The 14,622-nt window shown below is 49.8% G+C and carries 15 protein-coding genes, 1 pseudogene and 1 riboswitch; of the genes and pseudogenes, 9 read left to right on the forward strand and 7 right to left on the reverse strand.

Annotation, left to right across the window (positions count from 1 at the left end; genetic code table 11):
* Positions 1 to 15: 15 nt before the first annotated feature.
* The 6 genes from hmeg3_RS11905 to hmeg3_RS11930 all read right to left on the reverse strand — a co-directional run bounded on the left by hmeg3_RS11905 (position 16) and on the right by hmeg3_RS11930 (position 4,925).
* Positions 16 to 1,374, reverse strand: a complete 1,359-nt coding sequence (locus hmeg3_RS11905; RefSeq protein ID WP_094563901.1) for an ATP-binding protein — start codon at positions 1,372 to 1,374, stop codon at positions 16 to 18.
* A complete protein-coding gene (locus hmeg3_RS11910; protein ID WP_094563902.1) occupies positions 1,350 to 2,015 on the reverse strand; it encodes a response regulator transcription factor in 666 nt (221 codons plus the stop codon). The genes hmeg3_RS11905 and hmeg3_RS11910 overlap by 25 nt, the downstream gene beginning before the upstream one ends.
* 74 nt (positions 2,016 to 2,089) lie before the next feature.
* The gene (locus tag hmeg3_RS11915) at positions 2,090 to 2,854 is read right to left on the reverse strand and encodes a hypothetical protein (RefSeq protein ID WP_094563903.1); all 765 of its coding nucleotides are present in this window, start codon (positions 2,852 to 2,854) and stop codon (positions 2,090 to 2,092) included.
* Between the two features lie 50 nt (positions 2,855 to 2,904).
* Complete coding sequence (locus hmeg3_RS11920) at positions 2,905 to 3,447, reverse strand: cytochrome b (protein ID WP_157739260.1); 543 nt, start codon at positions 3,445 to 3,447, stop codon at positions 2,905 to 2,907.
* A gap of 33 nt (positions 3,448 to 3,480) precedes the next feature.
* Positions 3,481 to 4,254: a hypothetical protein gene (locus hmeg3_RS11925; RefSeq protein WP_094563905.1), complete on the reverse strand. Its 774-nt coding sequence runs from the start codon at positions 4,252 to 4,254 to the stop codon at positions 3,481 to 3,483.
* A gap of 74 nt (positions 4,255 to 4,328) precedes the next feature.
* The gene (locus tag hmeg3_RS11930; RefSeq protein ID WP_094563906.1) at positions 4,329 to 4,925 is read right to left on the reverse strand and encodes an undecaprenyl-diphosphatase; all 597 of its coding nucleotides are present in this window, start codon (positions 4,923 to 4,925) and stop codon (positions 4,329 to 4,331) included.
* 340 nt (positions 4,926 to 5,265) lie between these two features.
* Between hmeg3_RS11930 and pstS the strand changes: the two genes are divergently transcribed.
* From pstS to hmeg3_RS11970, 9 genes are all read left to right on the forward strand, one after another.
* A complete protein-coding gene (gene pstS / locus hmeg3_RS11935; RefSeq protein ID WP_198361871.1) occupies positions 5,266 to 6,297 on the forward strand; it encodes a phosphate ABC transporter substrate-binding protein PstS in 1,032 nt (343 codons plus the stop codon).
* A 32-nt stretch (positions 6,298 to 6,329) separates the two neighbouring features.
* A complete protein-coding gene (locus tag hmeg3_RS11940) occupies positions 6,330 to 7,397 on the forward strand; it encodes a COG4280 domain-containing protein (protein WP_232511975.1) in 1,068 nt (355 codons plus the stop codon).
* A gap of 49 nt (positions 7,398 to 7,446) precedes the next feature.
* A riboswitch (Fluoride riboswitch) is annotated at positions 7,447 to 7,520 on the forward strand.
* 73 nt (positions 7,521 to 7,593) lie between these two features.
* A complete protein-coding gene (locus hmeg3_RS11945; protein ID WP_094563908.1) occupies positions 7,594 to 8,937 on the forward strand; it encodes a voltage-gated chloride channel family protein in 1,344 nt (447 codons plus the stop codon).
* Positions 8,930 to 9,274: a DUF190 domain-containing protein gene (locus hmeg3_RS11950; protein ID WP_034303927.1), complete on the forward strand. Its 345-nt coding sequence runs from the start codon at positions 8,930 to 8,932 to the stop codon at positions 9,272 to 9,274. Before hmeg3_RS11945 ends, hmeg3_RS11950 begins: the two co-directional genes overlap by 8 nt.
* 158 nt (positions 9,275 to 9,432) lie before the next feature.
* Positions 9,433 to 9,687, forward strand: coding sequence for a CrcB family protein (locus hmeg3_RS11955; protein ID WP_369828874.1), 255 nt, complete (start codon positions 9,433 to 9,435; stop codon positions 9,685 to 9,687).
* A gap of 19 nt (positions 9,688 to 9,706) precedes the next feature.
* A complete protein-coding gene (locus hmeg3_RS11960) occupies positions 9,707 to 10,030 on the forward strand; it encodes a DUF190 domain-containing protein (protein WP_094563909.1) in 324 nt (107 codons plus the stop codon).
* 16 nt (positions 10,031 to 10,046) lie between these two features.
* Entirely contained in the window at positions 10,047 to 10,328 is a 282-nt protein-coding gene (locus hmeg3_RS11965) for a hypothetical protein (protein ID WP_094563910.1), read from the forward strand.
* Positions 10,329 to 10,359: 31 nt separating this feature from the next.
* The gene (locus hmeg3_RS24710; protein WP_157739261.1) at positions 10,360 to 10,572 is read left to right on the forward strand and encodes a hypothetical protein; all 213 of its coding nucleotides are present in this window, start codon (positions 10,360 to 10,362) and stop codon (positions 10,570 to 10,572) included.
* A gap of 234 nt (positions 10,573 to 10,806) precedes the next feature.
* Positions 10,807 to 13,779 (forward strand): Tn3 family transposase, encoded by a 2,973-nt coding sequence (locus hmeg3_RS11970; RefSeq protein WP_094563911.1) that lies wholly within the window; start codon positions 10,807 to 10,809, stop codon positions 13,777 to 13,779.
* 26 nt (positions 13,780 to 13,805) lie between these two features.
* Here hmeg3_RS11970 and hmeg3_RS11975 read toward each other — a convergent pair.
* Positions 13,806 to 14,579 (reverse strand): annotated as a pseudogene (locus hmeg3_RS11975) (NRAMP family divalent metal transporter); the annotation flags it as partial.
* Positions 14,580 to 14,622: the final 43 nt, after the last annotated feature.

Raw genomic sequence — 14,622 nt, forward strand, 5'->3', positions numbered from 1 at the left:
TGGCAAGGCTTGGTATCACCTGTTTTTTGAGCGGAACGTCACAGCCACTCGAAGTCCTGACAATTGGGTCTTGTTTGTGAAACCTAGATGAATTGATGCACCAAGGCGGCTTACGATTGCATTAACAATAGAGAGGCCCAATCCAGATCCGATTTCATGGCTGCCAGGAATACGATAAAACGGATCAAAGACACGATGCCATTCTGATTCAGGAATACCTGGGCCATTGTCTTCAACAACTAGACTCGTTTCATTTTTATCGGTCACTATCGAGAGATCGATTCGACCGTTTTCTGGGGTGTAGCGAATTGCGTTGTCGACTAAGTTTTTTACGAGAACAATCAAATCAACTTCGTTAGCGCAAATGCTGAAATCCGTACTGCTAGTGACCCCAATGTCAATATGCTTTGATTCCGCTAAAGAAAGAGCGTCCTCCAAGACTCGTCGATATACCTTCTGCAACGATACGTTTGTCCTGATACGCTCGGTTTCTGCCTGTACCTTTGCCAGCGTAAGCAGCTGCTCCAGTAGTATTTTAGTGCGATCAATGCCATGGCGTAGCGTGGCTAAACGCTCGCGTGCATTGACCGACATCTCAGCATTAGCAAGTCTTTCGCCCTGCAATGATAATGCTGTCAACGGCGATCTGAGTTCATGTGCCGCATCAGCGACAAAGCGCCTCTGAGCTCCCACTGAAAGTTCAACCCGCGCAAGGAGCCGATTAATCGCTCCGACAAATGGGATAATTTCTGACGGCAGTGGCTCAGCTGGAATTGGATGAAGTTCTTGATCCCCTCTACTATCTATCTCGCGTGAGAGATTTGCTATCGGTTTAAATATCTTTCGAATCAGGTCTGCGACAACAAGTAAAAGAATGGGAATCAGAATTAAAAATGGCATCAAGGTTCGTAGTGAGCTCTCGTACGCTATTTCATCTCTAATATCCGTCTCCTGAGCGACGGCCAAGCGCTGGCCTGTACTTAATTTTTTCACAAAGACACGATAATTTTCGCTTCCTGCGATGACCGTTTGCATACCATCGGCCAGAGTTGTCGGTAGTGGCAATAAGGTTCGTGAGCCGTTTTTCGCACTGTCGTTAATATTTGGCGAAACTATCTGTACAAAAACACGTGACTCTTTTTCGCTATCAGATTCGTTACCGGCATCTCCGTTATCGGGAGGATTTAATCCGTGTCTATCAAATAGTGTAGCGACCTGCCTAAGCACGTCATCTTGCAACTCATGCGCCTCGTCAAATGCCGTGTAAAAGGCAAAAAATCCGGCAACTATGGCAATACTTAAAATTGAGATTGAGAGGGTTAAAGAAAGCCTAAACTGCAGAGAATCCTTTAGTCGCCTTTTGAAACCATCCATCCCAGACCCCTCACGTTTTTAATAGCTCGGCTTCCAAGCTTCTTTCGAAGTGAATGAATAATGAACTCAATAGCGTTACTATCAACTTCTTCACCCCAGCCATATATTCGTTCTTCCAATTCAGTGCGAGATAAAATCGCACCTGGCCTGATCATTAAAGTCTGAAGCAAGGAAAATTCTCGATTGGACAACTGACGGCGCTGATTGTCGCTTACTGCGGCTTCTTTCGTATCAAGGTCAAGAACAATTTCTCCATTGCTTAGTTGCGCTGACGCGGAGCCTCCTTTTCTTCTCAGTACGGCACGTATTCGCGCAAGTAATTCGGCCATATTGAAAGGTTTAAGAACATAATCATCAGCTCCGCCATCAAGTCCTCGAATGCGATCCGCGACATCGTCTCTTGCTGTGATGATGATGACAGGTACACGATCGCCATTTGATCGAATCGATTTCAACACGTAAAACCCATCTTTACCTGGGAGACCCAGATCTAACAAAATTAGATCATAGGCCTGACAGGCAAGGCTACTTAGTGCCGTGATGCTATTGACAGTCCAATCGACCGCGTAAGAATCATCTTTTAGCGATGCTTGCACGGCCTCCCCAATCATGACATCGTCTTCGACTAGTAATACGCGCATGCAATATCCCTTTTTCTCTAATTCTGACCGTCAATTCTTCGGTCTTTTTCTATGCACATCTAGGCCGCACTCTTTCAATGGAATCGTTTTGCGGCACGCTGCCGGAATATTAAGAGACTTGTCAGAATGAAGGCGAGTAAAGCAATAGATGCTGAATAGCGATTCATTGCGAGTCCGCCGGCGCTGATCGGCTTATCGAGGAAATCTCCCACCACTGCGCCCAGAGGGCGAGTCAGAATAAATGCGCCCCAAAAAAGCCAAGTCCGGGAGATCTTAGTCCAGTAGTAGGCCGCTACAAGGGCAAGTAACATAATGCTAAATAATATGGCGCCGCCACCATACCCGAGTCCTGCGGTATCTGCGGTCCAGTCGCCCAATGCGGTTCCTAGTGTCTGCGAAAACATGATGGTGACCCAGTAAAACATCTCAGCTTTGGACGAACTAATGGTGTTAACCGATATGGTTCCCATATACCGGTACCAGGTAAGTAATGACGCAACCAATAAGACGATCAATAGTGCGGTGCCACCTGCATAGCCGATGCCTAAGGATCGGTCAGCATAGTCAGCGAGCGTAGTACCTACTGTCGTGGTCGCGATGATCGTTGCCCAATAAATCAAAGGATGAAATCGTTTTGCTCGGATTTGAATTATTACTGCAGCTAAAAACAAGGCTGCGAAAATAACCGTACTCATTAAGTATCCAAAATTCATCGACATGGATACTGCATCGCCACCCGTTTCACCCAAGGTCGTCGCTGCAATTTTCACAATCCAGAATGCTAAGGTTATTTCTGGCACTTTGCTAAAAAGGTGCTCAGTATCACGAATATTATTCATAATTGATTTTAAAAAAAGTATCGTCGAATGACTAAATCTTTAGTCTAACGTTATGAGCCAGGCAGCATGCGCTTGAGCGTATCGTCTTTAAGCACAAAATGGTGGTAGAGCGCTCCTATTGCATGTAGGCAGACCAGCACGACAAGAACCCACACACTAGCAACATGCATATCTCCTATGTCTGCCCACAGTGTAGATTCGCGGGGCAACATATCCGGGACACGAAATATTCCAAATAGCGTTACTGACCATCCTCGTTCCACGGCATTAATCCAGCCAAGTATAGGAACAATGAGCAGCAATAAATAGATAGACCAATGTGTTACCCCAGCGGCAAATCGAAAAGCTGGAGACAATTGAATGGATGCTTGAGGAGGCTTGTGGCCAAAGCGCCACATCAAACGAACGACCACTAATACGGCAATTAATACTCCTATTGAAAGATGCACGCTAACGAGTCCTTCTGGCGTTGATAGTTCATCGACGTCTGGCATGATCCATCCAACTGCACATTGCAGCACAATAAGCAATGCGGTCAGCCAATGAAATATCTTCGCAGGGGATGTATATTTGTTCGAATCGGAGAGCGTCATTTCATCTATTCCTATGTTTTCAGGCATGGCACTTTAAGAAATTTTGATTCGCTTCTGAGTGACGGATAGGTAGAAAACCAATCCCACGATAGTGACGAGAAATAGCGCACTCGTCGTCACGGTGCCAATCCCAAAACCGCCAGCAGAGGTAGGTTGAGATAGCAGATCTCCGCAAGAAGCTCCTAGCGGACGCGTCAAGATATAACTAATCCAAAAGCACGTAACAGCGTTGATTTTCAATACGTAGTAAGCAAGTGCTGTGATAGCGATACATCCGCCAAATAGAAGTGCGGCACTGGCATATCCGATGCTCAAACCTTCTGCGACCAAGTCTCCAGCTGCGGTACCTAAAGCAAACGTAAAAAGAATCGCAAGCCAATAAAAGCATTCTCGACTAAAGCTATTGATAGCCGTGATGGATAACGTTTTTTCTTTGGAATACCACTCTACGAACGTGGCAATCAACGCTAGGCTAAATGCCGCAGTGGTAATGCCTAGTGGAATATCGAAATTGTCGCTTAGGTTATCGGTCACGAGCGTACCAAATACGCTAATCAGAACGACTGATATCCAATACAAAGAGGGAATGTAACGAGCGGCCCGAACCTGCAAGAACAGAACGATCGCAAGTAATGATCCGATAAAAATGGATGTCCCGGTTAATCCAAAGTGCAAGTTGACATTTAAATAGTCTGCGGCGGTTTCCCCGACCGTTGTGGACATCATTTTTATGATCCAGAAAAGAGCTGTTGCCTCTGGAACTTTGTTGGCAAAAATAGAGCCGTCTTGGGCGAAGGATTTGTTCATGTCGATGCTGGGATCGAATATTCAAAATTAATAAAGTTAGTGTCGCAGGTAAAACTTAGCTCATCCATAGTTAGCTATTTTTTGACCCATCCACGCTGAATAAAGGGGCTAAGCAAGGACCGGTGAAGCCGACTGATGAGATAAAACAGAGGGAGAACAAAGAGATCTTCGCGCCACGAAATTAAGCAGCTGGTAACTGTCGCTACGAAAACCGATCCGAGCATATCCATCGGAAAATGGACCCCAAGGTAGATACGCGCCCATGCGATCGCTATGCCGAGGAGAGAGAGTATGGAACCGACAAATCGGAAATCCCTGTGTAGTAAGAACGTCACTCCTACTGCCCACACTAGCGTCAGGTGATCGCTTGGAAAAGAAGAATCGGCGGCATGAGGAATTAAGGTCTGCCCGAGACCTATCATGAATGGACGAGGATGCGTCCACATCAGGGCAATGATCTGATTAATGAGTAGGCCTGAAACTCCCGACATGCAGGACGCCAAGACTACGATCCTGGTTCTCTCTGCGCCATACAACCAGTACGCACTGATACCTAAAGGGATAATCCATATAGTGTCATTTGCCAATACCTTGGCGGCAAACACTGTGAGCGAATTCGGATGTATCGATGCGTTAATCAACAAAAATAGAGCTTGGTTCAGTTCTTCCATTACGGTCCCGATACTTAAAAAGCCATTTCCCTGATTGGCAGGCCTCAACTAAGCATTTCGCGTGGAGGGTGAGTAACCTTGGTGCGGCAAATTGGTATTCGGAATAGTAGTCGGCAAAACTTAGCTGACACTGAGTGTATGGAGCTGCCCTGGAAAACTCTTGAGAGTTTCCTGAAGGGAAAATTATTTGCCAACTCTCTTTCTCTGCGCGAAGAAAATTGAAATAATCCCTCAATTGAAACTAGATGTAACATCTAGCGAGATGTCATCCAGCTGTAATAATTGCTCAATATCTTGCGGTTTCGACCATTCTAATTAGGAGGATATTGTGCGTATTAATATGCTTAAGAGATCGTTCTTGATAGCGCTTTCTTCGCTTGTTGTGGTGTCATCGGCGTTTGCTGCTGACATGACTGGCGCAGGATCAACGTTTGTCTATCCGATCGCGTCGAAATGGGCTGAAGCCTATAAGAAAAATACCGGCAATGGCTTGAACTACCAAGCTATTGGATCTGGTGGCGGTATCAATCAGATCAAAGCAAACACAGTGGACTTTGGCGCATCTGATATGCCCTTGAAGCCGGATGAATTGGCAAAGAATGGCCTCATGCAGTTCCCGGTGATCATGGGTGGAGTCGTTGCAGTCGCTAATTTGGACGGTGTCAAACCTGGGCAACTTAAATTGACTGGTAAAGTGTTGGCCGACATCTATCTCGGCAAGATTACGAAGTGGGTTGCCCCAGAGATTACCGCGTTGAATCCAGGGGTGAAGTTACCGGCAGAGGACATTACTGTCGTCTACCGTGCCGACGGTTCCGGCACATCGTTCTTGTTTACAGACTATTTGTCTAAAGTGAATGGTGACTTCAAATCGAAAGTCGGATCAGGTACGACTGTGAAATGGCCAACTGGCGTAGGCGGCAAAGGTAATGAAGGCGTGGCGTCAAACGTGAAGCAAATCAAGGGCGCAATTGGGTATGTTGAGTTTGCTTACGCGAAGAAGAATGATATGGTCTATTCGCAGCTGCAAAATCACGACGGCCAGTTTGTTCAGCCAAATGACTCAACATTTAAGTCCGCAGCAGCAGGTGCTGACTGGGAGAAAACTCCAGGCTTCGCCGTAGTTTCTACTGATCAACCAGGCAAGAACAGTTGGCCTATCACTGGCGCCACTTTCGCGCTGATGCACACGACCCAGGCCGACGCAGTTAAAGCAAAAGAAGTATTGAAGTTTTTTGACTGGTCGTACAAAAATGGTGGCCAAATGGCCGCTGAACTGGACTATATTCCGATGCCGGCGGAAGTTGTGAAGGTAATTGAAACAGCTTGGAAAAATCAAATCAAGGATGGATCTGGCAACGCAATTTGGTAATTGATTTCTTGAATTGCAATTGATGAAGCCATGTGGATTTTTCCACATGGCTTTTTTCTTTAGATGCCTATATCTTTAGTATCGACACTCGCTACTTCAAAAGGAGGATGAGCTTGTTACTCAACTTGGCGCATGCAGCACCGACAATTCTGGCCTCATTCCTGGCGTCGTTTGTCGAATTCATCGAGGCCCTGACGGTCGTTTTGGCGGTCGGTATAGTGCGAGGCTGGCGTGCCGCCATTGCAGGCACCGTCAGCGCATTGGCCTTGCTTGCAGGAATGGTACTGGCCTTTGGGCGTTCACTAGCGGAGATGCCGCTGCCGACCATTCAGCTAGTCGTCGGCACATTGCTTTTGCTTTTTGGTTTGCGCTGGTTGCGTAAAGCAATTTTAAGATCCGCGGGTGTCATTGCCTTGCATGACGAAGTGGCTACCTACGCCAAGGAAACGGCGCAATTGCACCAGTCGCTCCCTGATGTTCAAGGCGCTTGGGACAAAGTCGCTTTTTTGACGGCCTTCAAGATTGTTATGCTGGAAGGAATTGAGGTCGTTTTTATTGTCATCGCTATTGGTGCTAGTGGCCAGCTTATTGTTCCGGCGTCTGTCGGAGCTATTGCGGCCTTAGTCCTGGTAGTCTTGCTTGGGCTATGGCTGCATCGTCCTCTGGGTAATATTCCTGAAAATGCGCTGAAGTTTTGCGTTGGTATTTTGCTCGCCGCCTTCGGCACGTTCTGGGTGGGCGAAGGTGTCCATATTGAATGGCCCGGAGCCGACTGGGCCATCGTTGCGCTGATCGTCGGCTATTTCATCTTCGCCCACGTCCTTCTGATGATCTGCAAAGCACAACCAAGAGCCGACACGCCCGCCGTGAAAAAAGTAAAGAAAGCCTCGCCAACTGGCTGGTTGCAGACAATCTGGCATGAGCTGGTCGGGCTATTTGTTGACGATGGCATGCTGGCCGCCGGCATTCTCATATGGGTGATTGCTGCCTGGGGTGCTGCTAGCCGGGTGAATGTTTCCATGACGACGGATTCCGTGGTCTTTTTTATCGGCTTTGTACTGATGCTGGGAATGAGCGCCGTGCGAGCTGCGCGATCCTAAAGAACAGGAGATTGAAGAAAGTTGTCCCATTTCTGAAAACTTGTTAATATCCCAAACAGGAGATGGCATTCCTCCTTGAACCGCCACCGGCATCACGCCGGAGCTGATGATGCCTACAGATACCTGGTAAGCCGGGACTGTAGGTATTCGCCCAAAGTCTTTGTTCGCCAGGCTGATTTACTCGACACCTGGCAACATGAAACACTACAAACACCCTGAGCAACTCGATCTACTGCCGTATATCGGCAAGTGGTGCATTATCGCAAGCGTCATTGCCGCGCTCGCCGGCACTGCATCGGCATGTTTTCTCTTCTCCCTCGAATACGCTACCAACTGGCGCGAAGCCCATCCATGGGTTATCTGGCTATTGCCGCTCGCCGGTTTCGCCGTGGGATGGCTCTATCTGCACACCGGCAAGCCTGTTGAGGCCGGCAATAATCTCCTTATCGACGAAATCCATGATCCCAAGAAGGTAGTGCCGCTACGCATGGTGCCGCTGGTGCTGATCGGTACCGTCGTCTCTCATCTGTTCGGCGCCTCTGTCGGTCGGGAAGGAACTGCGGTGCAAATGGGCGGTGCGCTGGCCGACCAGCTGACCCATCTTTTCAAGTTGCGCCAGGAGGATCGTCGCATTCTGCTCATGGCGGGTATCAGTGCCGGTTTCGCCTCGGTGTTCGGCACACCCATGGCCGGTGCAATCTTCGGTCTGGAAGTGCTGGCCATTGGCCGCATGCGCTATGACGCCATCTTTCCGTGTTTTGTGGCGGCCATTGCCGCCGACCAGATCGGACTCGCCTGGGGCGTGCACCATACCCACTATGCGATGACAGGGATGACACCCATTGCGTTCTGGAGTGTTGTGTCTGTCATCGTCGCGGGCATTATCTTTGGGCTAGTCGGCATGCTGTTCGCCAATACCACGCATGGCCTGTCCGCTTTCATGAAGCGCCGCATCAGCTATGCGCCTCTACGTCCACTTATAGGCGGCGTCATTGTGGCTGTGGCTGTCTGGGCCATCGGCACCCAGCGATACATCGGCTTGGGCATTCCCGTGATCGTGGAATCGTTCCAGCAACCGGTAGCCCCTTGGGATTTCTTTGCCAAGATGGTGTTCACCGTGACTTCGTTGGGAACCGGCTTCAAAGGCGGCGAAGTGACGCCACTGTTTTACATTGGTGCGACGCTCGGCAACGCCCTGGCGCCGTTACTCCATCTTCCATTTTCTTTGCTGACCGGTATCGGCTTCGTCGCCGTATTTGCGGGTGCGGCCAACACGCCTATTGCCTCGACCATCATGGCCATCGAGCTGTTTGGTCCTGAAATTGGACCATTCGCGGCCTTAGCCTGCATCGTCAGCTATCTGTTCTCCGGCCATACCGGCATTTATCACGCGCAGCGCGTGGGACACCCCAAGCATCGGCCCATGCCTGAGGGCATGAAAATCGCCGAGATGAACGCCTACAAGGCCGATCTCAAAAGAAAGCATCAAGAAAACGAAGCATCCACTACATCCACCAAAGACCAATCCCATCATGAGTGAACTGACTGCATTGCGACTGTATTTCCCTATCTCGGCCAAAGCCAAGGCCACACGCTTTTGGCATCGCCTGTCCGCACCGGCGCTTGCCCATCATTTACTGGCGGTGGCGCGCCGCGCCGGCATCCAGCAAGCCATGTTGCATCACATCGATGCTGGCTACCTGGCGGGCGAAAAGCTCAGTGTTCATCACCCGGAGGTCTCGTCAATGCGGCATCCCCAGTGCCTGGAGCTGATCGATACGGAAAAACATCTGCGCAAATATCTCCACGACCATGCGGAGGAATTGCAAAAAGTGCGTGCAGTGCTATTTAAATGCGAATTGCCTTTGGAGAATTAGCACGTAGGCGACACCAATAAAGAGGCGATGGAATGCTGAAATCGATCGTGGTCATTGGTCTGGGCGGCGCTGCTGGATGCCTAATGCGCTGGCTACCGAGCAGCAAGCTCAATGGCGTGTTTTAGGTCATTCCGTTTGGCACGCTCACCGCAAATCTTGTGGGCTGCTACCTGATCGGCGTAGCCATTGCCTATCTGGGAGCACATCCGACGCTTGGACCAGAGTGGCGACTGTTCGTGGTGACGGGATTTTTAGGCGGATTGACGACGTTTTCCACCTTTTCAGAGGAAGTCGTTTCATTACTGCAATCTGGACGGCTGATGTGGGCGTTCGGTGCGATCACCTTGCACGTCGCGGGTGCATTGGCAATGACATTTCTCGGCATCACAACAGTGGTGCTGACACGGCAATAACAATCATCAGGAGATAGCAATGAAAGGCTTTCAGATTACGTTTTTTACGCAACAAGATCGCAAGCATGCCGGCAAACAGTTGGCCGAATGGTTGCTCCAGTTTGCTCAGGCGCACGGCACCCGCGGCGCCACCATTCTGGCCGGCAGCGAGAGTTTCGGGCGCGATAGTCATTTCCATTCCGCGCATTTCTTTGAATTGGCCGATCAACCCATCGAAGTCACGATGGCGGTCGACGAACAGACTGCTGACACGCTATTCGATGCTTTAACCAAGGAAGGCGTCTCTGTGTTTTACGTCAAGACTGCTGTTGAATTCGGCTCAATCGGAACCCCTGAAAGCTAATCAGACAGGAGGAGACATGCAAAACAACGCCTCTCAACGCACAGAACAACAGCGCGATAGCGTCGAAGAGATGATCCGAGCTAAACGGACGAAGCTAAATCTGCAAATTTTGGGACTGACGGCAATTCATCTTTTACTGCTGACTAGTTGGGTTGGCCTGTCTCGGTTGAACCATCGAAGTCCGCGCATGTTACTCGGCCTGCTGATTCTGACGGCCTTGACTTGGCTGTGGCTTGTCGTCACTGCGAGTCGACGTTTCGGACTATGGCGTAAGTGCGAACAAGAGCATACAGAGTAGAACAAATGTCCGTCTTACTGAGGAGAATATGATGAATACCAGCCGCATTAAACGTGGTGTTTCACATCACCGGAATTCTTATTTGAATGGATTAGAGCATTGGCAAGAAAGTCTGACCCTAATGACTCTTCTGACCCTGCTCTGCGTATTAGGGCTCAACAATTCAGGTGTCGATGAGTGGCTATTGGAGCTGCTGAAGTGGGTGGGTACGGATTGCTCCTGGTGCACGATTCATCCATCGTAGTCACGAGTCAAGAGCAGGTCGAGTTTCTCGTCATGGTTGCCCCAGTATGGATGCGCTGATAGGCGACCATTGACAAATAACCGTGGAATCAGGCAATGTTAATGACTGATGTGCAAAGATTGTTGCCTTATCGATAAACGTGGACTCAAACCGATAAATCAAAAGCAGCCATTAATCTCACATGAAATATGTATGCCTTTGCGTAGATAACACGTCGTTTGCCAGCGGTGCTGCATGACGGGCATTCATGAGACGGCGTATCCACGATTAAAGGCCGAACTCAGCCAGGAAGAACTTACGGCGGTGTACACCCCATCGTCAACCGAGATCGAGTTTGTTTTTACGCAATATCGGCAAGCTGGTCCAAGAACCTTCCTTCTCATTCAGCTAAAGCTACTGCAGCGGCTTGGTTATTTTGTTCCACTGGCATCGGTTCCACCGGAAATTATCGAACATATTTGCCAGCAGGCGAGCTTGAGGCGCCCACTGAAACGAGCGCTGTTGCAGTACGACCAGTCAGGTAGTAAGTCACAACATCATCAACGACTACGCACTTATCAGGGCATTCGCACGGTCGACAAAAAAGCCGAACAGTGGCTGGAAACGCAGGCGATGCAAGCCGCGCAAACCAAGCAGGAATTGCCCGATATTATTAATGTCTTGATTGAAGAACTGGTACAGAGACGGTATGAACTGCCGGGGTTCACCTTCTTGTTCCGTCTCTCCAGACGTTGCAGGAACACCGTCAACGATCTTATCTACAAGAGCATCGCAGACGGCCTCGACGAGCAGACCGCGCAGAGGCTTGACAATATTCTCACGGCTCGGCAAGGACAGAGTGTCTGGGATGGCTTAAAACGAGAGCCTAAGCAGCCGAACGTGCGCGAAGTGACCGACTTTTTGCAGCACATTGATAGCATGATCGCAATGGCGCAAGGGTTGCCCAATACTCAGGAAATTGCAGCGACAAAGCGGGAGCAACTGACCCTTGAGGCCAGGGCCTTGGATGTCGCCGAAATGCGGGCGCTGAAACCGATCAAGCGATATGCGCTGGCCGTCTTATTGATCCAGACCCAGCTCGAAAAAGCGATGGACGATATCGCTGAGATATTTATCAAATCGTTGCGGAGCTTACACAACACCGCAGAAGAACGGCTGCGTCAATACCACCTGCAGCAGGCAGAGCAAACTGAACGGTTGATAGGTCAGTTCCGCGAAGTGTTGAGCGCATTGAACGAGGATGGTACGGGAGATCAGCGGGTTGCACGAGTGGACGAATCGCTTGACGGTGACTATGAAAAATGGATCAACCAATGTGACGAGCACATGGCGTATGCCGGCAATAACTATTATCCATTCATGCTTAGTGGCTACACGCCGAAGCGCAGTTTGTTCTTCAAATGCCTAGAAGCACTGACCTTAAGCTCAAGCTCCCAAGATGACAGTCTGCTGGAAGCGATCGCGTTCCTTCAAAAATTCCGTTCCAGTCATCGAGAGCAGCTGCCATGCGCTGATTCCGGCATCGACGAGCTCGTACTAGATTGGATGCCTGATAAATGGCGTGCTCTGGTTTTCGGCAAACGGCAAAATGATTCAGCACCGCATTTCCATCGCAAGTACTTCGAACTGGCCGTGTTTTCGGAGGTCATGGACGAGCTGAAATCCGGCGACCTGTATGTGGAGCACAGCGGAGAATATGACGACTATCGTAACCACTTGGTAAGTTGGGAGGAATACGAAGCGGAAGTGCAAGGCTACGGAGAACTAGTGGGGCTGCCGGTCGAGGCCGATATCTTCGTGAGCGAAATGAAGGAGCAACTACAAAGTCTCGCCAAGGCAGTTGACAAGCGATTCCCGGAAAACGGGCATGTCGACCTAGACCAAACCGGTATCGTTATCCGCCGTGCGGAGCGCCTCAAGCCGCCGCCAGAACTCGAAACGGTTGATCAGGCGATCACGTCAGAAATGAGCGAGGCGAGCATCCTCGATGTGCTGACAGAAACCGAGCAATGGCTGGATCTGCATAAATTCTTCGGCCCGCTCTCAGGATTTGAAGCCAAGATTGACGATCCCCGGAAACGCTTCATTACAACCTTGTTTTGTTATGGATGCAATCTTGGCCCGGTGCAGACAGCGCGTTCCGTCAAGGGGCTGAGCCGCAGGCAGGTCGCCTGGCTGAACCTGAAGCACGTCACTGAGCAGCGTTTAGATAAGGCCATCGTCAAGGTCATTAACGCCTACAACCGTTTTTCGCTGCCGCGCTACTGGGGATCAGGCAAGAGCGCCTCGGCAGACGGTACGAAGTGGAATGTCTATGAGCAGAATTTGCTGTCCGAATACCATATTCGATATGGTGGTTACGGCGGGATCGGCTACTACCATGTCTCGGATAAATACATTGCGCTGTTCAGCCATTTCATACCTTGCGGCGTCTATGAAGCTGTCTACATTTTGGACGGCCTGATCAATAATCAATCAGATATCCAACCTGATACCTTGCATGGCGACACCCAGGCGCAAAGCACTCCCGTGTTCGGGCTTGCTCATCTGCTGGGCATCAATCTCATGCCTCGGATTCGCAATATTAAAGACCTGGTGTTTTTTAAGGCAGATCGTCATGACCAGTATGAGCACATCGGGAGCTTATTCAGGGGAAACATCGACTGGGAGCTGATCGCGCGACATTTGAAAGACATGTTGCGCGTGGTGATTTCCATCAAAGCTGGAAAGATTGCGCCATCGACAATCCTGCGGCGTTTGGGCACCGCGAGTCGCAAGAACCGGCTGTACTACGCGTTTCGGGAGCTTGGAAGAGTGGTGCGGACAATGTTTTTGCTGAAATACATCAATGACGCGGAATTACGCAAAACCATCAACGCAGCGACAAACAAGAGCGAGGAGTTCAATGACTTCGTTAAGTGGCTGTTTTTTGGTGGCGACGGCATCATTGCTGAAAATATCCGGCACGAGCAACGGAAGGTCATCAAATACAATCAGCTCGTGGCCAACATGGTCATTTTGCACAACGTGCACAGCATGTCCCGAATCTTGAAGCGCCTGCAGGCTAAAGGATACGTGCTAACAGAGGAGATTTTGAGGGGGATGGCTCCATATCGAAGAAGCCATATCAATCGTTTCGGGGAGTACCCATTGGATCTCGATAGGGTCGCAGATCCACTAGACTATAAAATCAATTTCTCTTTTTAAATCATTGAGTTAACTACATTTCTGCGAAAAAAACCGTAATCCCGGCCGACCCTCATACCGATATACGTATCGAGCTTGATGCGTCTCAGATTAGCTCTGGCCTGCTGCGGTGCCTGTATCAGTGGCAATGCTCCCGGCGTCGCCAGTTGCTCTTCGACTTCCTGTGAAGCCTGCCAGAAAAATAAATAGGGACTGATGGTGGTGCCGAAGACCGCGACAACGGTGGTGATGTATTCGGCCTTCAACGAAAAATGTGGCATGAATGTACGCATGACGACTTCCGTCCATGGCACATGGACCACCATGGCCGTCGCTACATAGGCCAGTAATCCAAGTGTCAGCCATTTGAGAATACGGACGTAACGTTTATAGGCCAGGAATACCTGTAACAGCAAAGACAACAATCCGAATCCGATGGCATAAAGCTGGCTGGGACCGCCAATGATCAGATGCAAGGCATCGCCCATGGCCGAGACATCGGCCGCGATATTGATCGTATTGGCCAGCAATAACAACGCAACGACGGCATATAAAAGCCACCTGGGATAATGCAAACGGATATTGGTGGCAAGACCGTGGCCGGTCACGCGGCCGATGCGGGCGCTGACGATTTGAATACCAACCATCAGCGGATAAGTAAACAACACGGTCCACAACATGCTGAAACCGAATTGCGCCCCCGCCTGCGAGTAAGTGGCAATGCCACTAGGATCGTCATCTGCAGCGCCGGTAATCAGACCTGGTCCCAGCTTGCTCAGTAAGGAACCGCCCTTCTCTTGCTCTTTGACTGTTCTATCCATATGTCCATCAGTATGTTTCCGACGATGCTGGTTCCGATTTAAG

Source organism: Herbaspirillum sp. meg3 (assembly GCF_002257565.1).
GTDB lineage: Bacteria > Pseudomonadota > Gammaproteobacteria > Burkholderiales > Burkholderiaceae_D > Herbaspirillum.

Coding starts and splice junctions, on each gene's coding strand:
- hmeg3_RS11905 (WP_094563901.1), bottom strand. CDS start 1,374: ATGGATGGTTTCAAAAGGCGACTAAAGGATTCTCTGCAGTTTAGGCTT.
- hmeg3_RS11910 (WP_094563902.1), bottom strand. CDS start 2,015: ATGCGCGTATTACTAGTCGAAGACGATGTCATGATTGGGGAGGCCGTG.
- hmeg3_RS11915 (WP_094563903.1), bottom strand. CDS start 2,854: ATGAATAATATTCGTGATACTGAGCACCTTTTTAGCAAAGTGCCAGAA.
- hmeg3_RS11920 (WP_157739260.1), bottom strand. CDS start 3,447: ATGACGCTCTCCGATTCGAACAAATATACATCCCCTGCGAAGATATTT.
- hmeg3_RS11925 (WP_094563905.1), bottom strand. CDS start 4,254: ATGAACAAATCCTTCGCCCAAGACGGCTCTATTTTTGCCAACAAAGTT.
- hmeg3_RS11930 (WP_094563906.1), bottom strand. CDS start 4,925: ATGGAAGAACTGAACCAAGCTCTATTTTTGTTGATTAACGCATCGATA.
- pstS (WP_198361871.1), top strand. CDS start 5,266: ATGCTTAAGAGATCGTTCTTGATAGCGCTTTCTTCGCTTGTTGTGGTG.
- hmeg3_RS11945 (WP_094563908.1), top strand. CDS start 7,594: ATGAAACACTACAAACACCCTGAGCAACTCGATCTACTGCCGTATATC.
- hmeg3_RS11950 (WP_034303927.1), top strand. CDS start 8,930: ATGAGTGAACTGACTGCATTGCGACTGTATTTCCCTATCTCGGCCAAA.
- hmeg3_RS11960 (WP_094563909.1), top strand. CDS start 9,707: ATGAAAGGCTTTCAGATTACGTTTTTTACGCAACAAGATCGCAAGCAT.
- hmeg3_RS11965 (WP_094563910.1), top strand. CDS start 10,047: ATGCAAAACAACGCCTCTCAACGCACAGAACAACAGCGCGATAGCGTC.
- hmeg3_RS24710 (WP_157739261.1), top strand. CDS start 10,360: ATGAATACCAGCCGCATTAAACGTGGTGTTTCACATCACCGGAATTCT.
- hmeg3_RS11970 (WP_094563911.1), top strand. CDS start 10,807: ATGACGGGCATTCATGAGACGGCGTATCCACGATTAAAGGCCGAACTC.